The following is a 20,576-nucleotide window of genomic DNA, read 5'->3' on the forward strand; positions in this document are numbered from 1 at the left end:
GCGGTAACGCCGCATACATGGCGAAGGGCGGCAGCTTGTTATCTTAACAATAGAGAAAGGAAGGTGTGTGATACACCATGAGAAATCCAATCAATATGTTAAGCAGTTTACAGAACCACAGCAGTGACAGGTCGTATACCTTTGAACGGCTCTACCGCAATCTGTATAACCGTGAGCTGTTTTTGCTGGCTTATCAGAATATCTATGCCAGCCAAGGAAATATGACCAAAGGCACCGATGGCAAAACCATCGACGCAATGAGCCTGAATCGCATTGACGGCATGATTGCGAGCCTAAAGGACGAGAGCTATCAGCCACAACCATCAAGAAGAACCTATATTCCAAAGAAAAACGGAAAAATGCGTCCGCTGGGAATCCCGTCTTTTGACGATAAGCTGGTGCAGGAATGTGTGCGGCTCCTGCTGGAAGCAGTATATGAGGGTAGTTTTGCGAAAACTTCGCACGGCTTTCGCCCAAATCATAGCTGCCACACAGCGCTTAGCCAAGTGCAAGTCTGCTTTACCGGCGTAAAGTGGTTTGTTGAGGGAGATATTAAAGGCTTCTTTGACAACATCAACCACGAAGTTATGATAGGGATTTTAGCGGAGCGTATCAAAGATGAGCGTTTCCTACGTCTTATCCGCAAGTTTCTAAAGGCTGGATATTTAGAGGACTGGCAGTACCATAACACCTACAGCGGTACGCCGCAGGGCGGTATCATCAGTCCCATTCTTGCCAACATCTATCTGGATAAATTAGACAGGTATATGGAGGAACTGAAAAAGCGGTTTGATAAGGGAGCTGTCCGTGCTGTCTATCCTGAAACCTATGAGCTGGAGAAAAAACGTGGGGTGCTTGCCAAGAAATTGCGCAACACCAATTCAGAGGAAGAAAAGCAGGTGCTCACAGAGAAAATCCGTGAGATTGACCGTAAAAAGCTGACGATTCCTTATTCCGACCCGTTTGATACCAGCTTTAAGCGGCTTCAATATGTCCGTTATGCTGATGATTTTCTTATCGGCGTTATTGGCAGTAAAGAGGACGCAATCTCAATTAAGGAACAGGTAAAGGCTTTTGTTGCTGACACGCTGATATTAGAGCTGTCAGATGAAAAAACGCTGATAACCCATTCCGAAAAAAGAGCAAGGTTTCTGGGGTATGACATTTATGTACGGCGCTCTGTCGCTACCAAAAAGGACAAGACAGGGCGGCGCTGCCGCCACCTGAACGGCACTGTCTGTTTAGAAATGCCAACGGAGCTTATGCGTAAAAAGCTATTGGAATACGGTGCTATGACCATTGAAAAAACGGTTTATGGCAAGGACAACTGGAAAGCGAAAGCCCGGTACTATCTCAAGGATAACGATGACCTCGAAATCCTTGACCAGTACAACAGTGAAATCAGGGGCTTCCGCAATTACTACCGTATTGCCAACAATGCCGCTCATGCCAGCTCTTTCGGCTATATCATGCAGTACAGTATGTTCAAAACCTTTGCGACCAAATATCGCACAACTATGCGCAGAATGATTGGGAAACTGCGTATTGGCAAGAACTTTGGAGTACGCTTCACTGATAAAAAGGAAAAGACAAAAACACGGCTGTTTTACAATGAGGGCTTTGCAAGAAAGCCCTTGCAGAAAAATGCTGTCGTAGATGTTATCCCCAAAACGGTGATGTATTCCAGTAAAACAAGCTTGATGGCAAGGCTGTCCGCAGGGCAATGCGAGCTGTGCGGCAAAACTGACTGTGAGATTGAAATTCACCATGTCAGGAAGCTCAAAGACCTGAAAGGTAAAAGCTATTGGGAGCGCTTTATGATTGCGAGAAACCGCAAGACGTTGGCGCTCTGCTTAGACTGTCACGAAAAGTTACACTCTGGAAAACTGAATTAACAAGTGGAGAGCCGTGTGCATCGAGAGGTGCAAGCACGGTTCGGGGGCGAGTGTTCGGAAACCTGCCATAGGAATATGGTAAGGCGCTGGGCACTTAGCCCACATCGGAAACATGGTCAGTTCGAGTGGGCGGCTCCGGCAATCTTGTTTGCCTGCTTGGTGTTCACACTGACCGCTCCCTTATACATCTGGCAGGTGCTGGGGATGTAGCACAGGAGTCGCAGAGCTTTACTCCTCCGGCTTTTCCGTCAGGCGCAGCGGGGTCTCATCTGCATCCATATATGTTTCCTCGCACTCCTGCTGGGCGGTGCGCATCAAACCTGCTGCCTGAGAAATGAGCTTCTCGGCATCGGTTGCTGCGTTAAACATTTTATAGTAGAGCTTTTTGTAATCTGCCACACAAGTACCTCCTTTGAAATTATTTCGGCGGCCTCCGTTGTGTGGTATTAAAGCTCTGAACGAACTAATTGTCAAGTCATAAATCAGAAAAGGAAAAGCACCGGGCAGCTTTGACGGCTGCCCGGTGCAATGTGCGTAAATCTTACTTTTTCAGCTTAAGCCAAATTTCCATGCTTGTGGTTTTAGGCGAATGGCTTGCATATCTCTCCGCACAGAATGCTTCTGTTTGCAGTTTGTGATTTGGCAGCCATGTGTTGTAAATATATTGCTGCGCTTTATAAATTGCATCCATAACAAGTGCTTCAAAGTTTTCAGCTTCAAAGGAGCAGACAATATATTCTCCAACTGGCAGTTCCCAGTTCATGAACCCGTCCGGAGCCGCTCCCGTTTTTGACTTTGCCCCTGCAAAATAGCTAAAATGTCCTTCCTCTAAAGATGGCAAAGTCACACCGACTTCTTCAGCATCTTCAGAAAGACCAAGTACTGTTTGCTTCTGTTTATGGAAGCTTTGCCAAAGGGCATCCAGCGGATCTATGCCAGATTCTGTTCCCAATCCATCCAAATGCTGAATGGGTACATCTTGTTTAGCGCCCATAAAACAAATCGGTTCCGCAATTTCTCTTCGGTTTATTTCCAGAACAATGCCATCGGTGATGAGCGGTACGCCCTCATCAATTAGGGTGTAGTGAAGCAGAAGCTCCGGCTTAGTCATATGATTGAGCGTTTGCGGGTTTTTGCGATATTCCTCCGGTGTCATACCAAAGGTATCCTTAAAGGTACGGGTAAAGTGTTCGTGAGATGAAAACCCAAGCTCCAATGCAATATCTAAAATACGTTGTTCTTTTTGCAGCAGTGCTTCGGACGCCTTTGCCATACGGCGCAGCTTAACGTATTCAGCAACCGGCTTTTTAACCAAACGGCTGAACAGGCGCTGATAGTAAAAAGGCGACAGTGCCGCCATCTTTGCGAGGCTGTCAATATTTAATTCCTCGCCTAAATGTTCTTCAATAAATTCTATGGTTTCCTGTATTTGTTCCCATGCGTGCATGATAAGCACCTCCTTTGACCATAGAATACCACAGCTCAAAGGGATGCCGCTTGACTGTGTATGCTCTTTATTATTGGTACCAAATTCATTTTACCATAAGCAGTTTGTTTTCACACGGAAAGGAGTGATAACTTCAAATGTTCATATGGGATTTTGTCGCCGACACTGTCCTCGGTCAGATTGTGGATTGGATCTACGGTCAAATCGTGGGCTTCCTCGGCGACTTTTTTATGCAGATGGGAAACATGGGTGCTGACCTGTTCGAAATGAGCTGGGTACAGTCCATTGTACTGTTTTTTTCCTATCTGGCGTGGGCGCTCTATGGAGTAGGCCTTGTGGTGGCTGCCTTTGAATGCGGGATTGAATCTCAGTCAGGCAGAGGCAGCATCAAGGATACCGCCCTCAACGCCATCAAGGGTTTTATGGCTGTGGGGCTGTTCACCACGGTGCCGGTGGAGCTGTATAAGCTGTCAGTATCTTTGCAGGGCAGCTTCACTGCCGGGATTACCGGCCTCGGCACAGACTTCGGAACGGTAGCCCAAGGCATCATCACATCGTTACAGGATGCGGGGAATCTGGAGCAGGCTATGACCAGCAGCGTGTTCGGCGGCCTAAAAGCCATCACAAGCCCGATCATGATGATCTTTATCTTGATCCTGATGGGCTATGCGGTCATTAAGGTGTTTTTTGCCAATCTGAAGCGAGGCGGCATCCTGCTTATCCAGATTGCCGTGGGGAGCCTATATATGTTCAGTGTTCCCCGTGGATATATTGACGGCTTTGTTTCGTGGTGCAAGCAGGTCATCGGCCTGTGCCTGACGGCGTTTTTGCAGGCAACGGTGCTGATTGCCGGACTCATGGTGGTCAAAGACCATGCCCTGCTGGGGCTTGGCCTGATGCTGGCGGCTGGAGAAATCCCCCGCATTGCCGGACAGTTCGGACTGGACACCAGTACGAAAGCCAACCTCATGAGTACCGTGTATGCGGCGCAGACTGCGGTGAACATGACAAAAACGGTGGTACAGGCGGTGGCGAAATGAGCGAGAATATGCTGGTCTATATTGCCTCACCCTATGCCGGTGACATACAGAAGAATGTAGAATTTGCAAAGGCGGCCTGCCGTTATGCAATGGAGCAGAAGTGTACGCCGATAGCTGTCCATCTTCTTTATCCGCAGTTTCTGGACGACCATGATTCTATCCAGAGAGAAGCCGGTCTACGCATGGGGCATCGTGTGCTGGAGGCCTGCGATGAGCTGTGGCTCTGCGGCAGCCGGATTTCCACCGGCATGACGATGGAGCTGAAAGAAGCAAAAAAGCTGGGTATCCCTGTTCGTGAGATATCCGCAGAACAAATCCAAGGAGGTTATGCTATGGAAAAGAAATATGGCGTATGGGCGATGCGCAGCGCCGGTTCGGTGTGCGGAGCCGCCCAAAGCTGGTGCAAGCACGGAGGCAAGCCAATGGAATTTGAGTCGGTAGAACAGGCTGATAGCTATGCCAAACAGCTGAATGAGTCCTGTTATTCCCCCAATGTGCATTATGCCGCTAAAGAAATGGAACGGTCGCTGAATCAAGGCTCCGGTTTTTCCATGCGGATGTAAGGGAGGTGCCTCATGTATATTTACCCCGATCACTTAAGAGCAAAGGCAACCTTATGGCTGTGGCAGCTGCGGGATATTGGCATCATCGGCGTGGCGCTGCTTCTCTCTGTGCTTGCGGTTTCCCAGCTGGGCTTTGTACCGCCCATCGTGCTGACCGCCGTCTATGCTTTTCTCACTATCCGCTTTGAGGACACAAGCATTTTGGATTTTCTCCGGTATGCCTGTGCCTTTTTTATTGCCAAGCAGCAGTTCTATGAATGGAGGTACACACCTAATGAGCAGGAACGATAAGGCAGAAGCTAAAAAAAGAGCCTCCACCCGGCAGCTCATCGGAACCAAGGAAATCACCGAGTACAGCCTGCAGACCTATGGGCATGGGGAGCTGGTGTATTTTATCATCAAGCCCAGCAACATATCAGTGCTGTCCGAGGCCAGCATCAGCACCCGCATTTATGCTCTGATGACAGTGCTGAAAGGCATTGCGGAGATTGAGATGCTGTGTTTAAACAGCAGAGAAAACTTCGAGGACAACAAGCGGTTCCTCCGCAGCCGCATGGAGCAGGAGCAGAATCCTGTGGTGCGCAAGCTCCTCGAAAAAGACCTGTCCTTCCTTGACAGGATACAGGTACAGATGGCCACCGCAAGGGAGTTTTTAATCCTGATCCGTCTGCGGAACGAGAAAGAAAAAGAGGTGTTCCCGTACCTGTCCCGTATTGAGAAGTCCCTGAAAGAGCAGGGCTTTTCCGTAAAGCGAGCGGACAAGGAGGACATCAAGCGCATCCTTGCGGTTTATTTTGAACAGAACGTCACGACCGAGAAGTTCGAGGATTTCGATGGGGAGCGGTGGATTATTTTGAACGAGTGACACATGAAAACAAGGAAGCCCAAATATGCAATTTCGGCTTCCCTGTTTACTCATTACTCTTCATATGTTCGAATATCACAACCAAATAGCCCAATCGCCGTAATCAAAAGTACCGCTACCATGATGTAGATTGCCATCGACTTTTAGTTGCCTGAGAGCCTCTCGCATACGAATCAAAATCTCTGGCTGAATATCCAAACTGTGATGAGCAGGAAATACTTTTTTCACGGGCAGTGCCGCAACTTTTTCAAGCGATGCGAGATATGCCTGCGGATCAGTGGACGGATAGTAGGCAAACAGCGTGTCCTTATAGACAAGATCGCCGGTAAATAAGTAGCCACGTTGTGGTTCCCAAAAACACAGATGCCCCGGAGAGTGTCCCGGTGTATGCAGTGCCGTGATCATGCGCCCACCAAGATTAATGGTGTCACCGTCTTTTAGCACCCGTGTGGGCGTTCCCTGAAAGAACTTATATGTGTTAACATCGTAGCCCTCCGGCGGGTCGCAGCGGTCAAGCACCATTTCACGTATAGTATCCATGCTCAAAGGGAATTCTCCGGAAAGCCAATTGAGCTCAGCTTCATGGGCATAAAAATCATGATAGTATTTATGACCGCCGATGTGATCCCAGTGAATATGCGTAGCGACAGCCGTCACCGGTTTGTCTGTCAGCTTTTTCACCTCCGCAGATATGTCGCAGATGCCAAGCCCTGTATCAATCAAAAGTGCGCGGTTGTTTCCTTCGACAAGATAACAATGTGTTTCCTCCCAGTGACGGTATTCACTGATAATATGTGTGTTAGAATCAATTTTGTCTATTGTAAACCATGGTTTCATATTAGCTGTTCCTTCCTGTTATGCTCATTACAAGCGTCTCAGCTTTGCTTAAAGCTTGAAATTTTTCTCAGGGTCTCTTGAATATCTTTACAGATTAATGGCTGCATACTGCCCCTATAAATCTGAGGATTTGCTTTATGCAGCGCATTACAGATATTGTCAATGAGATCTGGCTTATGCTTTGCGATAACGGGCAAAGCCTTAATTGTCTGCCTTGCGGTAATCGGCTTATCATCCATAATGTGTTTCAGCAATCTGTCAATCATTTCATCTATTTTGTAGTCGCTGTCCCATTTTGCATTTGCCGCAATTAGGAGAATACCCCGTGTTCGTATGTAGGAGTTTGAATCATCCAGCATAGCGGAAAACAAATCAAAATAAGAGTACACGGCATCTGAGTTCAGGCTTTCCAATTCCAGCTGTTTCAAACATTGATATGCATATTTATCGTCTTTGTCCTTTAGTCCGGAAACAAGTTCTTGGATGTTACTCAGTATATTCACCACCTTACTATTTGAGTTGCAAACCATAATCAGACCACGCAGAAATCAGCTATTCAAAAGTGTTTCTAAATCCGATACCGACACATCCATGCGCTTGGAGGTTTCCGTCATTGATAACCCGGAATCAAGGAACCGTTTTACTACCATCTTCATATTCTCGCCAACTTCAATAATGTGACCATCTAAATCGTAAAAACGTATGGAGCGTTGCCCCCAGTCAGATTCCTTAACGCCATCGCCTATATACCTAATGTCATTGCGTTGTTGTAGTTTCGCAATAAAGTCATCAAATTTATCTTCCTCAAAGTACAACTCCATATTGTGAGATTCTTTTAATATGCTATTTTTTGAAATACCTAACAGCCAGTCAAAGTCCTGCTGTAATGATAATCCACCAAAGGAGACATTTCTGCCATAGTCTTGAAATACCTCCAACTCAAATAAATCTTGATAAAACTTTTTGGAAAGATTTATATCTTTCACCGCAACGCAAACGCCTTCATATTTCATTTGAATTTCCTCCAATAATTTTGATAATCTGTGCTTAAATACAGTTTTAATTCTAATATTTATTATACCTCACATCTTTATCAAAGTGAACCATTTTACTTCAAGCCGTCACAAACGTGGCGGCTTTTCTATATCCAAAATCAAAAACAGAAAGGAAGAAACATCGATGGCAAGAAAAAGGAAGCCCCAATCTCCACCGCAGGAGGATGCCAGAATCCAAGAATTTCTGGATATGATCGCCCCCGCAGTGGTCAAATTTAACACCGATCACTTCATCTGCGGCAATACCTACCGCTGCGTTTGGGCGCTCCGGGAGTACCCCACCGCTACCGAAGAACAGGCAATCCTCCGGCACTTGGGAGAAAAGGATGGCGTGACCCTGCGAATCTATACCCGCCACGTTACGCCGGTGGAGGAAAAGAAAATCATCAGCAATGCCGCCAATAAAAACCGACTGAGCAAATCCAACACCAATGATCTGCAGCAGACGGTCATGGCCGAAAGCAATCTGCAGGATGTGGCCACCATCGTGGCACAGGCGCACCGGAACCGGGAACCCTTCATCCACTCAGCTGTGTACATTGAGCTTTCGGCGCATGATCTGGATCAACTCAAGCTGTTACAGACCGAAGTCATGACCGAGCTGATCCGCTCCAAGCTCAATGTGGACAGACTGATGCTTCGCCAGCAGCAGGGCTTTCAGTGCGTGATGCCCAGCGGCTTCAATGTGTTCCGTGACCAGTTCGAGCGTGTTCTCCCGGCAAGCTCTGTGGCGAATCTCTATCCCTTCAACTACTCCGGTAAGACGGATGCCAACGGTTTCTATGTAGGGCGGGATAAGTTTGGCAGCAATGTGCTGGTGGATTTCAATAAGCGAGCCGATGACAAGACCAATGCCAACATCCTCATTCTCGGCAATTCTGGTCAGGGAAAGAGCTATCTTCTTAAGCTCATTCTGTGCAATCTTCGGGAATCCGGCATGAATATCACCGCACTTGATCCCGAAATGGAGTACGAGGATTTAACCAACAACCTCGGCGGTTGCTTCATCGATCTCATGTCCGGGGAGTTCATTATCAATGTGCTGGAACCCAAAACATGGGATGAAAACGGCAGCCCGGAGGATAAGGATGCCCCGCAGACCTTCCGCATCAGCAGCAAGCTCAGTCAGCATATTTCTTTTCTTAAGGACTTTTTCAGGACGTATAAAGACTTCTCCGACCGGGAGATTGACACCATCGAAATTATGCTGCAGAAGCTGTATGCCAAGTTCGGCATCAGCGACAGCACCAAATTCGACCGCCTGACTGCCAAGGACTATCCCATTTTGTCAGACCTGTATGGGCTCATTGAGGAAGAATACAAAGCCTTTGATGAGAGCAGCCGCCAGCTTTACACCGCAGAGCTTTTGCAGAATATCCTGCTGGGGCTGCACTCCATCTGCAAGGGAGCGGAATCGAAATTCTTTGACGGACATACCAATATCACCGATTCCAGCTTTGTGACCTTTGGGGTGAAAGGCCTGCTGCAGGCCAGTAGGAGTCTAAAAAATGCCCTGCTGTTCAACATTTTATCCTACATGAGCAACGAACTTCTGACCAACGGCAACACCGCCGCCAGCATTGATGAGTTCTATCTGTTCCTCACGAACCTCACTGCCGTGGAATACGTCCGCAACCTTTCCAAGCGTGTGCGGAAAAAGGACTCGGCAGTAATCATCGCCTCACAGAATTTGGAGGACTTCAACATTGAGGGGATTCGGGAGTACACCAAGCCCCTGTTCAGCATTCCGACCCATCAGTTTCTGTTCAACGCCGGAAATATTGATGCCAAGTTTTATATTGATACGCTTCAGCTGGAGCAGAGCGAATACAACCTGATTCGCTATCCCCAGCGTGGGGTGTGCCTCTACAAATGCGGCAATGAGCGGTACAACCTGATGGTGAATGCCCCGGAGCATAAGGCAAAGCTGTTTGGAAAGGCGGGTGGTCGTTAATGGGAGGTGAAAGAAAAAATGGATATGAAAGCCCAGCGCTTCGGCATTGAGGTGGAGCTGACGGGCGTTACCCGTAAAGCTGCCGCCGATATTGCCGCCGCTTATTTCGGCACATCGACTGTGTATGACGGCAGCTATTACGACACCTACGCTGCCATTGATACCCAAGGCCGCAAGTGGAAATTCATGAGTGATGCCAGTATTACCCCGGAGAGAAAAAACGGCAGACAGACGGTATCCGCCTCAGCAGAATACAAAACCGAGATGGTCAGTCCCATCTGCCGTTGGGAGGATATCAAAACCGTGCAGGAGCTGGTACGCAAGCTCCGGGAGGCTGGTGCCATTGCCAACAGCTCCTGCGGCATCCATGTTCATGTGGATGCCTCGCCCTTTGATGCCAATACTCTGCGGAACATCACCAATATCATGGCTGCAAAAGAGGATTTGATCTACAAAGCGTTACAGGTATCGGTAGCCAGACAGCACCGCTGGTGTAAGCCGGTGGACAACCGATTTTTAGAGGAACTCAACCGCAGAAAGCCCCAGACACTGGATCAGGTCGGTCGGATTTGGTATAACGGCGAAAGCCGCAGCGACATTCACTATGATGACAGTCGGTACCATTGTTTGAATCTTCATTCTGTGTTCCAGAAAGGCACGGTGGAGTTCCGTTTGTTCAACGGAACCACTCATGCCGGGAAAATCAAGGCCTACATCCAGCTATGCATGGCGATATCCGCACAGGCGCTCAACCAGCGCTGCGCCAGCCGAACCAAGACGCAGACCACCAATGAAAAGTACACTTTTCGCACTTGGCTGCTTCGCTTGGGTCTGATCGGGGATGAATTTAAGACCGCCCGTGAGCATCTGCTGAAGAATCTGGACGGCTGTATTGCTTGGCGTGATCCGGCGCAGGCAGAGAAACAAAAGGAACGGATGCGGCAGAAAAAAGAAAAAGAGCTGGATCAGGCACAGCAGGCTTCCACAGAAGCACAGTCCACCGCTCCCGAACAAACCGAAGCCGAGGCAGAAGATGCCCCGGCTTTTACTATGCGAATGTGAGGAGGAAACCATGACGAAGAATCGCTTATATATTGCCTACGGCAGTAACCTGAATCTGCCGCAGATGGCATTCCGCTGCCCCACCGCCAAGGTGGTGGGAGTCAGCGAGGTCAAAGGATATGAGCTGCTGTTCCGTGGCGGCAGCCGTGGAGCCGTTGCAACCATTGAGCCGCTGGAGGGCAGCTCTGTACCTGTGCTTTTATGGAAAATCAGGCCGCAGGATGAGCTTTCCCTTGACCGTTATGAGGGATACCCGAATTTTTACCGCAAGGAAATGCTGGAGGTGGAGCTGAATGGCAGGCCTGTGAATGCAATGGTCTATGTTATGAATGACGGCAGGGAGTTCGGCGCACCATCGGATTTTTATCTCCACACCATCGCCGAGGGCTATGAAACCGCAGGGTTTGATATAGACTTTCTGGATCAAGCGGTGGAAAAATCCATCCGGCTGGCACAGGAGCAGCAGGCCGCAGAGGATGCCCAGTTTAATCTTTGGGAACAGAAATGGTGGTAAAACTATTGCAGTTTTGCGTTCGTTCTGATATCCGCTACCAGTGGGGCAATGGCTGCTTGATCCGTGAAATCAACATCCTGCCCATAGGTTTCCAACATTATTTTGTCCTCTGCACGCAGCTCGTTTTCCGGCTTCTTACGCAACATTTTCACCATCATATTCATCATCGTGCGATGCATAAGGCTCATTTTTGAATAGCGCATCCCACCCCGAAGATGGTAAATATGTAGCCTTTCCCGCATGGCAAGAGGCAACTTTTGCTCTAAGGCTCCTCGAATGTTTTTGAGGTTCTCCGGGTCGGTTACATCAGCGGCTCCTACCGTAAATAGGTAGAGAGCCTTGTCTTTAATAAGCTCAAAGTTTTTTGTCAGCAGGGCAATGCCGTTCACGCCACCGGCATAGAGGCCGCCGCCAAAAACGATAATTTGATACTGTTGTAAATCAGCCGGTTTTACCCGGTTGGCCTGCAGCAGATCGGCACCCAAGTCCTTCGCAAGCCACTTGGCATAGGTTTCAGTGGAGCCATAGTGAGATTTATAGATAACTACTGTTTTCATTTTGTTTCCCGTCCTTCCGATAAAGCATTTTCAACTGCTTTTAGTATAGTTTTGGAACTTGTGGTTGCTCCGGATATTGAATCGACCTCTACGCTTTGCCGCTGTACGACCATGTCGGTGATGGGCTCTGCGGCGCTGCCCAAGCCGTTATCATGCTCCAGAAGTCGTACTTCTACAATGGTGTGGTTTTCTACGATAACCTCCACACAAACCTTCACAAACCCGTTATCATAACTGCCCGTATAGGTACCAGATGAAATTTGTGCCAGATTAAATGATGAATCAGATGTGGTTATCGGCTTAGGTAAATTTAAAAACACAAGGGCTGCAAGCCCCAGCACAATGATGGCGGCAATGTATATAATCGATTTTTTCTTCGTCATTCCATCTCCTCCTGCATTTTGCAGAGATTATCAATGAGTTTTATCACCACATTGGCGGATACTACGCGCTCTTCCTCACTGATACCGGAAAAGAGTTCTGTGAAAAAAGGGACAGCTTCCTGTGCAACCTGCCGTAGTATCTGTGCGCCTGACTCCGTTAGCACAACGCTTTGACTGCGATGGTCTTCCTCATTGTGCTGCAGCGCCACATAGCCCTGACGTTGTAGCACCTCAAGCATCTTACTGACATTTTGCCGAGTGGTGTCGGTCTCCTTCGCCAGCGTGGTGATGGTGGGCGGTGGATCGGCGGGCAAATCGCTTAAATTGCGCAGCAAAAACCACTGCTTTGTAGAAAGCCCGTGTGTCTTTTTATCAGCCACCAGCTGCAATTTATTCGCTAATACAAAAGCGCCGCCAAACAGGACATATTGTTTATTCTCTGGTATTTTCATTTTGATACTCCCTCATCTAAAAAAGCGCAACCTATTGCATTTAATTATATGCAATAGGTTGCGCTTTGTCAATGGAAAGGATGTGATGCTTCTATGGCAGACCCGGCAACCATTACCCTTGCGGTGAAAGCAGCAATCGCCGCAGCCACCGACAAACGGACATGGAAAGCGGTGGGCGTGGTGATTGCCGCCATTCTCACCCCATTTATTTTAATCATTGTCATGATTATGAGCCTGCTGTCTGGTACCGCAGGCCACAACAATTCCGCTGTGGATTTGAGTTTTCACGGCGGCAGTATCTCCTCACAGGTGCCATCGGAGTACCGGCAGTACATCGAGGATATGCGGGGCAGCTTCTCTGATTTGGATGAAGCTGTGTCTGAGATTACGTCCATGATCGAAAGCGGCAGCATAGACAGTACCCGCATGAAATCCATTTTTTATTCTCTGTTTTTCGGCGCTGAAAATCTCCGGATGGATGCTTCCGATTACCGAGCCTTTGCGGATTGCTTCGTCCGCTACGAGGAACGCACCCGTACCGTTACCGATGCGGATGGCAATGAAACCGAGGAAACCTATACGGTGGCTGTGCCTATTACCGATCTGAATGAGATATATGGAAGCCTTGAAAGCTCCCTTGGCAGAACCATTACAGAGGAAAACAGGATCAATGCACAGCAGATTTACTCCCATGCCAAGTATGGCAGAGCTATCCCCGGTGCGGAGGATGGAGAATACCCCGGAGAAATGGGCGATGGTACCTATCAGGCGTTGATGGAGGAAGCACAAAAATATATCGGCTATCCGTATGTTTGGGGCGGTTCTTCTCCGCAGACTTCCTTTGACTGCTCCGGCTATGTGTGCTGGGTCTATTCCAAATCAGGCGTATATTATCTGCCCCGCACTACCGCATCGGGTATTTTTAATCAGTGTGCCGTGATTTCCCGTGAGGAAGCAAAGCCCGGAGATTTGGTGTTTTTCCAAGGAACCTATGCCTCAGCCGGAGTCATAAGCCACATCGGAATCTATGTTGGGAATGGCCAAATGCTGCACTGCGGCGACCCAATCGGCTATGCGGATCTAAACAGCCGCTATTGGCGCAGCCATTTCTATGCCTACGGCAGGCTCAAATAACGAAAAAGGAGAGGATATTTCATGAAAGCAATTTTTGAACGGAAGCCCTCAGATTTCGATCTGCGGAGCTTTGAGGTATCAAAAACCATTCGGCTTCCCGCTGAAGATTTTGAAGCTGTGCTGCAGAAACCTATGAGGGATTACGACTTTATTCAGGAAAATATAGAGCAGATGCACTGCGACAGCAGCGGTGTGTATCACTGCCTGCTGCTCACCGGCGAGGGCAAAAAGGACGGACTGCTGGTGGAATCGGAGGGCTATGGCTACTGCCGGTATGCTTCCTATATTCCCAACATTTCCGCTCTGACCTCCCCGGCCTTGCAGCAATTCAATCAGAAGATGATGGAGGCAGTGGATTACATTGTGTCCACCGGAACCCAAAACACAACCGAGGGCAACTGGATTATCAGCTTTGATGAGCTGGCACAGCAAACTGGCTTCGAGCATGATTTTAACAGCATGGATACCCTGATGGATATGCTCCATGAGCGTGAGGAAGTAGCCAATGTGGAGTTAGGTGACAGTAGCATTGACGTGTGCTATTACCTTGATTTCTGCCCACAATATGGCGGTCACCCGGAGGAATCGGAGCCGGAGCAGCTGCCGGAAGCGCCCTCACCGGTCAGCAGGCTGAAAGATTTGCTTTATCTCCATTGGGAGGATATTCATCTGTTCCACAAGGATGTGGAGGTACAGCCTGCCACCATCGTGGAGCTTAATGAGCATACCCTGACCGATGCCGGGAAAGTGGCTTGGGCTGATGTTTTGGATGCCGAGGTGGTCAAGGTTTACAACGGCTACTACGGTTTGCAGATGGAGCTGGACAAGGTGAAACCCTCCCGCTTGGAGGAATTCTCGTCCATGCTTGCCGGGTACTGTCCGGTATCAGATTATGAAACATGGGTCACGCAAGACGGTGATACCCCTTTACAGTCACCCGAAATGAAATGATAAAATGGAGGAAAGTATCATGAAAAAAGCAACAATTACCATCAGCTTTGACAGCGAAAAGCTGGATGCCTTGACCTACCACATGAGCAAAAAGGATACAGATTTGCAGACGGAGCTGGAGGATACCGTCCAGAAGCTCTACGAAAAGCACGTTCCGCAGGCCACCCGTGAGTACATTGACGATAAGCTCTCCCGTGAGGCCGCTGCAAAACCCAAAAGACCGGTTCGCCCTGCTGCGACTGGCGGCTCTGACAATAGGCTAACGTAAGCCGAAACGCTGTCCGGGCGTGTGGGCGGCGGTGTTGCCCTGTGTGGCCTTTTGGCAGGCGTGGTGGCATCCTGATACCCATTACATCGTATCGCCCACGTTGCGCCCGTGTGGAGAGAATGTGAGAAAGCCTCGGATGCGGCGATAAATCCTCAGAATGAGGGCATTCCGGTAGGGTCGAAAGTGGTGCAGGTTAAAGGGTTTATGCTGCTTTGGCAGCCTAAACCCGAAAAACACCGACCGGCAAAGCCGTTCGAGGATTGAGAAGTGACATAACTTTCTGCTCGAAGACCTGATTTGTTATGCTGGTTTCAGAAAAAGGCAAGGAAAACCGGGCATTTCCGGGGCTTACACTGCATACCGGGGCAGAATTCATGGAGAAAAGGAGGCAGTATGGCAAAGGAACCAGAAAAAGTCCGCACCGGCTTTTATATTGAAAAGGAAGTGCTGGATCGGTGCGATGAACTGCTGGAGCAGGCCAACGTGAAATCCAGAAATGAGTTTGTCACCGAAGCGCTCAAATTTTACTGCGGATATCTCACCTCGCAGAAAATAGAAAACTATCTGCTGCAGAGCTTATCCTCCGTCCTCGTCAGCGCCATCCGGGATACAGAAAACCGTTTGGCCAGAATGGATTTCAAAATCGCTACCGAGCTGTCCAAACTCTCTCATGTGGTGGCGTATACTCATGCGGTTGACGAGCAGGCACTCCAAAGCCTACACTTAAAGTGTGTGGAGGAAGTAAAGCGCATTAACGGTGCGGTTGATTTCGAGGACGCATATAACTATCAAAAGCGGCGAACCTAAAATTGTAAGATAAATTTGTTTCATTTGGGTATGGACTATGAAAGCATATCCGTTTATATGTTGGTGTACAGCATTGTAATGCTGGGAAAGGAGATGAAAATGTGATGGAGAAAAGTGAGATATTTGAATCAGTTATCCGAGAGCTAACAGAAGCCGCAATTGAAAAGCGTAAGGAAGCTCTGGACGACAGCGAGCTGCAGATTTATGCCGAGGTAAAAACTCTCAGCTCGCAGGCTCGTGAGATTGTCAAATCTCTGCCGGAGGATCAGCAGCAAATCCTCACCGTTTATTTTGAGAAAACCAATCTGATTGCCGATCACGAATGTCAGCATCTCTATGTGCAGGGGGCAAAGGACTGCGTGGAATTGCTGAAAAAACTCGATGCGCTGTAAGAAAACATAGGTGGATGGCCTCTGCGAAAGCGGAGGCTGTTTTACATATTAGAGATGAAATTTATTGAGTAGAATGTTATAATTATTTTTAGGAGGGATAAAATGGGAAAGAGAAAAAAAGAAGTAAAAAAACCTCGAATGAGAACATATTCAGCAAATTTTATTGGCACTTCTGATGAAATCCATATATCTACAGATGCTAATGGTGCATTAGTCATGAGAACAAATAAAGGTGACATTCCTTTAACTGATAGGCAAATGTGGAGCGGGTATGAAAGATCTCAAGGAGAAAAAAAGCTAAACTATTTTACAGATGCAATGACCAATGATCCTAATAAAGAGATTGCAACCAAGTATAATCAAATATATGGAATTGATACCAACTCTAAATTTCATAATAATAGACTATATGTCTTAGCTATTCTAACCAAAGCAGAAATAGTTGAAATGGATGACCAAGGCGGTAAAGTAAGTTGCAAAATTAAACAAGTTATGAGTTGGGAGTATGATGCTCAGCAAGAAAATTTAGAGCAACAATCTTGGTGGTATGCTTGCGAATATATTCTTAGAGAATGTGCAATATTTAATAATCCACAAATAGCTTTAATTGTTGATTGCGATCTCGGCAACATTTTTCGATATAATAAAAGAGAAATTCCGATAATAGAAGATAAGTTTTTACCGCCCAAAATTCAGCTTGTATATGGTAGTGCTGATGTCGGAAAAGAATATATTCCAAATAAGATTATTTCTTATACGGATAAGAAAGCAACTGAATATTTAAACATGAAAATCAAAGGGGAATTGCAACCACTTTAATCTAAGAGTGCCAATTTTTATGGCACTCTTTTCTTTTGCCCAAACCACAGAAAGGAGGCGGCATCCATGCCCAAAATCATCTTCACATCTCGCTACCTGAGAGATGCCCCGGCAGAGCATCTGACCCACTATGTCAAATACCTTGCCACCCGTGACGGCGTTGAGAAAATTGATGAGAGCAAGCTGCTGCTTCCCGCCACCGAGAAGCAGCGGCAGCTCATCGGGCAGCTGCTCCGTGACATTCCCTCGGCAAATGAGCTGCTGGAATATGGCGACTACTGTGAAAGCCCCACCATCGGCAACGCTACCGAATTCATCTCGCTGGCATTGGAGCAGAACCTGAACCTCATCGGCAAGCGGGAAAATTATGTGGAGTACATCGCAGGCCGTCCCCGTGTGGAGCGGATCGGTGAGCATGGTCTGTTTACCGATGAGGGAGTACCGGTAGTGCTGGCACAGGTGCAGGAGGATGTGTGCAACCACAAGGGCGCTGTTTGGACTCATGTCATCAGCCTGCGCCGGGAGGATGCCGCACGGCTCGGATACGACAGCGGAAAGCAGTGGCAGGATTTGCTCCGCAGCAAAAAAGCCATGCTCTGCAAGCATATGAAAATCGACAGCGAGAACCTCCGCTGGTACGCTGCTTTTCACAATGAGAGCCATCATCCCCATGTGCATCTCATGGTCTACTCCGCCAAGGACAATGGTGGATTTCTCACCGAGCCTGCCATCGAAGCCATGCGCTCGGAGCTGGCGCACGATATTTTCCGTCAGGACTTCGCCCATATATGAGCATCAGAATGAAGCCCGCAGCCAGCTCAAGCAGGGTGCCGCCGATGTGATGGCAGAACTGCTTTCACAGGTTCAGGATTGTGTCTGCGAAAACAAGGTCATTGAAGCGGATCTGCAGCTGTTGGCTCGGCGGCTGCAAAACACCAGAGGCAAAAAGGTGTACGGATACCTCAAATCCGATGTGAAAGCCATCATCGACCGCATCGTGGATGAGCTTGCCAAAGAGAAACGGATCGATAAACTGTACCGGGCATGGAACGACTGGCAGAATGAAATCCTCAAAACTTACACCAACAAGCTGCCTCCCCTTACTCCGCTCTCTCAGCAGAAACAATTTAAGAGCATTAAAAACATGGTGATTTCCGAAGCGTTAAAGCTGGGCGGTCACCATTTCTCATTTGAGGATGAGGCCGCACCGGAACCGGAGCTGCCGGAGCCTGCGGATGGTGAACTGGAGGAAGCCTTCATGGAGCCTGCGGATGTGGCTTTTCGTGCCGAATGGAGCAAGCAATACAAGCTGGCGAGGAAATATCTCTACGGAAGCGAGGATGTGCCGCAGGATTTTGATAAAGCCTACAGCCTGTTTCTGCTGGAAGCGGAATCCGGCAATGCCCTTGCCATGCATGATCTCGGCAGAATGTTCGCCGATGGCTTAGGCCGTGAGATTGATCTGCAGGCCGCACACGCATGGTATGAAAAAGCACTGACCGCTTTTTTATCCGCAGAGGAAGAAAAGCCCAAACCCTATCTGGAATACCGCATTGGCAAAATGTATGTCGCCGGTCTTGGAACCGATCAGGACTATGGGCAGGCGGCTTCATGGTTTCAGCAGGCAGTGAACAAGAACCATAAGTACGCCCAATATTCCCTCGGTTGTCTATATTACCGTGGTCAGGGTGTGTCGCAGGATTATGCACAGGCGCTCCGGCTCTATACCCTGTCTGCCAATCAGGGCAACCCCTATGCGGATTATGAGCTTGCCAAAATGTATCGTGACGGTGTCGGTACGCCGGTAAATGCAGCAGATTCCGATCAGCATTTCAAAGCCGCTTTTTCAGGATTTTACCGTCTGGAAAAGGACAGCCATGATGACAAGCTGCAATACCGTCTCGGTCAGATGCTTTACACCGGAACCGGCACAGAAAAGGATGTGCAGGCTGCGGTTTCCTATCTGGAGAAGTCGGCGCAGCTCGGAAATGTGAATGCCCAATATCTGCTGGGCAAGGTGTGTCTGGAAACAGGCATCGGAAATCCTGAGCAGGCTGTAGCTTGGATGGTCAAAGCAGCCGAGGCCGGAAACGCCGGGGCGCAGTATGCCCTTGGCAAGCTGTACCGAGATGGTACTCATGTGGAAAAAGATATACAAAAGGCGGTGGACATGTTCACCGCTGCCGCCGAACAAAAAAATGAGTATGCTGCTTACCAGCTCGGCAGGCTCTATCTTACCGGTACGGATATCCCGAAGAATGTTCCGGAAGCGGTTAAGTGGCTCAAGCTCTCCTCCGACATCGGCAATGCTTATGCTGGGTATGCCTTAGCGAAGCTGTATCTTTCCGGTGACGGCGTTCCCAAGAATGTCGGTGAGGCAATCCAGCTGTTTACCTTATCGGCAGAGAAGAAAAATGAATTTGCGGCTTACCAGCTCGGCAAGCTCTATCTCCAAGGGGAGGATGTCCCAAAGGATGTGGAAGCTGCCATCCGCTGGTTGACCGCCTCTGCCGAGCAAGGGAACCAATTTGCACAGTATGTCCTCGGCAAGCTGTACTTCTATGACGGTGATGTTCCCCGTGACAAGGAAAAGAGCCTTTACTGGCTGGGGTTGTCTGCAGCGCAGGGCAATGTTTATGCACAGTACCTGATTAATAACATCAGCAGCTACCGCAATCCCTCGGTGCTGCTGACCGCCACCCGGCTGATGCACCGGCTGGAAAATCTGTTCAGGGAGGACTATCGCAGAACCGCAGGCATCACCGCCGGTCATATCGACCGCAAGCGCAGAAGAAAGCTGCAGGAGAAAAAGCAGGCGCAGGGTCACAAGCAGGATGACCATGCGCCGCAAATTCATTTATGATGGGAGGTTTTATTGTGTCAGGCTACATCCATTTTACAGACGAACAAAAGGAACGAGCCAATTCGGTGGATTTAGTGGACTTCCTTCAGCGGCAAGGGGAAAAGCTCCTGCCTTCCGGCAGAGATAAACGGCTGGCCAGAGATCACAGCATCACGGTTCGGGAAAACAGCTGGTATGATCACTCCGCTCAGGAGGGCAGCTATGCCATCGACCTCGTAAAGCGGATATACAACCTGTCTTTCCCGGAGGCGGTGAGCCTGCTGCTGGGCGGTGAACGAGGAGTGGAATACCGGCAGCACACTAAAAGCAGCGAACCGGAACAGCGAAAGCCCTTTGTTCTGCCGCCAGCACACACGGATATGCGCCGGGTGTTTGCCTATCTTATCAAGCAGCGCTGCATCAGCCGGGAAGTGCTGGCCGAGTTTGCCAGAGAAAAACTGCTGTTTGAGGATGCCGAATACCACAACGCTGTATTTGTAGGCTTCGATGAAAATGGTGTCGCCCGTCATGCCCATAAGAAAAGTACGGCAACCGGCAACGGCTTCCGTATCAATGTGGAGGGAAGCCACCCGGCCTACAGCTTTCATTACATTTCTAAGGAACCTCTGATTTAATCCGCCCCTCTACCGAAGAGAGGAGAACTCTGGTAAAATAGAACTATCAATTCACAGGCGGTGCAGAGAAATGAAAAAGCAACAAACTTTTACGGATATCGAAT

General features: G+C 48.6%; 22 protein-coding genes and 3 pseudogenes. 17 read left to right on the plus strand and 8 right to left on the minus strand.

What is annotated here, in order from left to right:
* Positions 1–77: 77 nt before the first annotated feature.
* Positions 78–1,895, plus strand: coding sequence for a reverse transcriptase domain-containing protein (locus tag CAFE_RS19070; protein WP_156991455.1), 1,818 nt, complete (start codon positions 78–80; stop codon positions 1,893–1,895).
* 102 nt (positions 1,896–1,997) lie between these two features.
* A pseudogene (locus tag CAFE_RS19075) lies at positions 1,998–2,105 on the plus strand (DUF3852 family protein); the annotation flags it as partial.
* Positions 2,106–2,123: 18 nt separating this feature from the next.
* Here the strand turns inward: CAFE_RS19075 and CAFE_RS19080 are convergent.
* Together CAFE_RS19080 and CAFE_RS19085 are read right to left on the minus strand one after the other, a co-directional pair.
* The gene (locus tag CAFE_RS19080; RefSeq protein ID WP_156991456.1) at positions 2,124–2,294 is read right to left on the minus strand and encodes a hypothetical protein; all 171 of its coding nucleotides are present in this window, start codon (positions 2,292–2,294) and stop codon (positions 2,124–2,126) included.
* A 142-nt stretch (positions 2,295–2,436) separates the two neighbouring features.
* Positions 2,437–3,342: an AraC family transcriptional regulator gene (locus CAFE_RS19085; protein WP_156991457.1), complete on the minus strand. Its 906-nt coding sequence runs from the start codon at positions 3,340–3,342 to the stop codon at positions 2,437–2,439.
* A gap of 137 nt (positions 3,343–3,479) precedes the next feature.
* Here CAFE_RS19085 and CAFE_RS19090 point away from each other — a divergent pair, with 137 nt between their 5' ends.
* From CAFE_RS19090 to CAFE_RS19105, 4 genes are read left to right on the plus strand one after another with little or no spacing between them, the layout of a single operon-like run.
* Positions 3,480–4,382, plus strand: a complete 903-nt coding sequence (locus CAFE_RS19090; protein WP_156991458.1) for a conjugal transfer protein TrbL family protein — start codon at positions 3,480–3,482, stop codon at positions 4,380–4,382.
* Positions 4,379–4,945 (plus strand): DUF7768 domain-containing protein, encoded by a 567-nt coding sequence (locus tag CAFE_RS19095; protein ID WP_156991459.1) that lies wholly within the window; start codon positions 4,379–4,381, stop codon positions 4,943–4,945. Before CAFE_RS19090 ends, CAFE_RS19095 begins: the two co-directional genes overlap by 4 nt.
* A gap of 12 nt (positions 4,946–4,957) precedes the next feature.
* Positions 4,958–5,236, plus strand: a complete 279-nt coding sequence (locus CAFE_RS19100; protein ID WP_156991460.1) for a hypothetical protein — start codon at positions 4,958–4,960, stop codon at positions 5,234–5,236.
* Positions 5,220–5,810 carry a hypothetical protein gene (locus CAFE_RS19105; RefSeq protein ID WP_156991461.1) on the plus strand — a complete coding sequence of 197 codons (591 nt, stop codon included), beginning with the start codon at positions 5,220–5,222 and terminating at the stop codon, positions 5,808–5,810. The genes CAFE_RS19100 and CAFE_RS19105 overlap by 17 nt, the downstream gene beginning before the upstream one ends.
* Before the next feature lie 75 nt (positions 5,811–5,885).
* On the opposite strand, the gene CAFE_RS19110 is transcribed toward CAFE_RS19105, so the two are convergent.
* From CAFE_RS19110 to CAFE_RS19120, 3 genes are read right to left on the minus strand one after another with little or no spacing between them, the layout of a single operon-like run.
* Positions 5,886–6,647, minus strand: coding sequence for an MBL fold metallo-hydrolase (locus tag CAFE_RS19110; RefSeq protein WP_156991462.1), 762 nt, complete (start codon positions 6,645–6,647; stop codon positions 5,886–5,888).
* Between the two features lie 38 nt (positions 6,648–6,685).
* Positions 6,686–7,177 carry a SufBD protein gene (locus tag CAFE_RS19115; RefSeq protein WP_156991463.1) on the minus strand — a complete coding sequence of 164 codons (492 nt, stop codon included), beginning with the start codon at positions 7,175–7,177 and terminating at the stop codon, positions 6,686–6,688.
* An 18-nt stretch (positions 7,178–7,195) separates the two neighbouring features.
* Positions 7,196–7,660, minus strand: coding sequence for a VOC family protein (locus CAFE_RS19120; protein ID WP_156991464.1), 465 nt, complete (start codon positions 7,658–7,660; stop codon positions 7,196–7,198).
* A 166-nt stretch (positions 7,661–7,826) separates the two neighbouring features.
* Between CAFE_RS19120 and CAFE_RS19125 the strand changes: the two genes are divergently transcribed.
* From CAFE_RS19125 to CAFE_RS19135, 3 genes are read left to right on the plus strand one after another with little or no spacing between them, the layout of a single operon-like run.
* Complete coding sequence (locus CAFE_RS19125) at positions 7,827–9,656, plus strand: VirB4 family type IV secretion system protein (protein ID WP_156991465.1); 1,830 nt, start codon at positions 7,827–7,829, stop codon at positions 9,654–9,656.
* Positions 9,657–9,674: 18 nt separating this feature from the next.
* A complete protein-coding gene (locus CAFE_RS19130; protein ID WP_156991466.1) occupies positions 9,675–10,718 on the plus strand; it encodes an amidoligase family protein in 1,044 nt (347 codons plus the stop codon).
* A 10-nt stretch (positions 10,719–10,728) separates the two neighbouring features.
* Positions 10,729–11,232, plus strand: a complete 504-nt coding sequence (locus tag CAFE_RS19135) for a gamma-glutamylcyclotransferase family protein (protein ID WP_156991467.1) — start codon at positions 10,729–10,731, stop codon at positions 11,230–11,232.
* Between the two features lie 2 nt (positions 11,233–11,234).
* Here the strand turns inward: CAFE_RS19135 and CAFE_RS19140 are convergent, their stop codons facing one another.
* Genes CAFE_RS19140 through CAFE_RS19150 form a run of 3 tightly spaced genes read right to left on the minus strand, consistent with a single transcriptional unit; the run spans position 11,235 to position 12,624 of the window.
* Complete coding sequence (locus tag CAFE_RS19140) at positions 11,235–11,789, minus strand: flavodoxin domain-containing protein (RefSeq protein WP_156991468.1); 555 nt, start codon at positions 11,787–11,789, stop codon at positions 11,235–11,237.
* A complete protein-coding gene (locus tag CAFE_RS19145) occupies positions 11,786–12,172 on the minus strand; it encodes an FMN-binding protein (protein WP_156991469.1) in 387 nt (128 codons plus the stop codon). The genes CAFE_RS19140 and CAFE_RS19145 overlap by 4 nt, the downstream gene beginning before the upstream one ends.
* Complete coding sequence (locus tag CAFE_RS19150; protein ID WP_156991470.1) at positions 12,169–12,624, minus strand: MarR family winged helix-turn-helix transcriptional regulator; 456 nt, start codon at positions 12,622–12,624, stop codon at positions 12,169–12,171. The genes CAFE_RS19145 and CAFE_RS19150 overlap by 4 nt, the downstream gene beginning before the upstream one ends.
* Positions 12,625–12,717: 93 nt before the next feature.
* Between CAFE_RS19150 and CAFE_RS19155 the strand changes: the two genes are divergently transcribed.
* The 8 genes and pseudogenes from CAFE_RS19155 to CAFE_RS19190 form a co-directional block, all read left to right on the plus strand.
* A complete protein-coding gene (locus tag CAFE_RS19155; RefSeq protein WP_156991471.1) occupies positions 12,718–13,758 on the plus strand; it encodes a C40 family peptidase in 1,041 nt (346 codons plus the stop codon).
* Positions 13,759–13,779: 21 nt separating this feature from the next.
* A complete protein-coding gene (locus CAFE_RS19160; RefSeq protein ID WP_156991472.1) occupies positions 13,780–14,709 on the plus strand; it encodes a DUF6329 domain-containing protein in 930 nt (309 codons plus the stop codon).
* A gap of 19 nt (positions 14,710–14,728) precedes the next feature.
* On the plus strand, positions 14,729–14,977 hold the full coding sequence (locus tag CAFE_RS19165; protein WP_156991473.1) for a DUF6103 family protein: 249 nt from the start codon (positions 14,729–14,731) through the stop codon (positions 14,975–14,977).
* A 393-nt stretch (positions 14,978–15,370) separates the two neighbouring features.
* Positions 15,371–15,784, plus strand: coding sequence for a ribbon-helix-helix domain-containing protein (locus CAFE_RS19170; protein WP_156991474.1), 414 nt, complete (start codon positions 15,371–15,373; stop codon positions 15,782–15,784).
* Between the two features lie 104 nt (positions 15,785–15,888).
* On the plus strand, positions 15,889–16,176 hold the full coding sequence (locus CAFE_RS19175) for a hypothetical protein (protein WP_156991476.1): 288 nt from the start codon (positions 15,889–15,891) through the stop codon (positions 16,174–16,176).
* Positions 16,177–16,278: 102 nt separating this feature from the next.
* Positions 16,279–16,995 carry a hypothetical protein gene (locus CAFE_RS19180; RefSeq protein ID WP_156991475.1) on the plus strand — a complete coding sequence of 239 codons (717 nt, stop codon included), beginning with the start codon at positions 16,279–16,281 and terminating at the stop codon, positions 16,993–16,995.
* 66 nt (positions 16,996–17,061) lie between these two features.
* Positions 17,062–19,858 (plus strand): annotated as a pseudogene (mobP3, locus tag CAFE_RS19185) (MobP3 family relaxase).
* Positions 19,859–19,872: 14 nt separating this feature from the next.
* A pseudogene (locus CAFE_RS19190) lies at positions 19,873–20,463 on the plus strand (DUF3991 domain-containing protein); the annotation flags it as partial.
* Between the last annotated feature and the right edge of the window lie 113 nt (positions 20,464–20,576).

Origin of the sequence: Caproicibacter fermentans, assembly GCF_009746625.1 — a bacterium.
In the GTDB taxonomy this organism is placed as follows: Bacteria; Bacillota; Clostridia; order Oscillospirales; family Acutalibacteraceae; genus Caproicibacter; species Caproicibacter fermentans.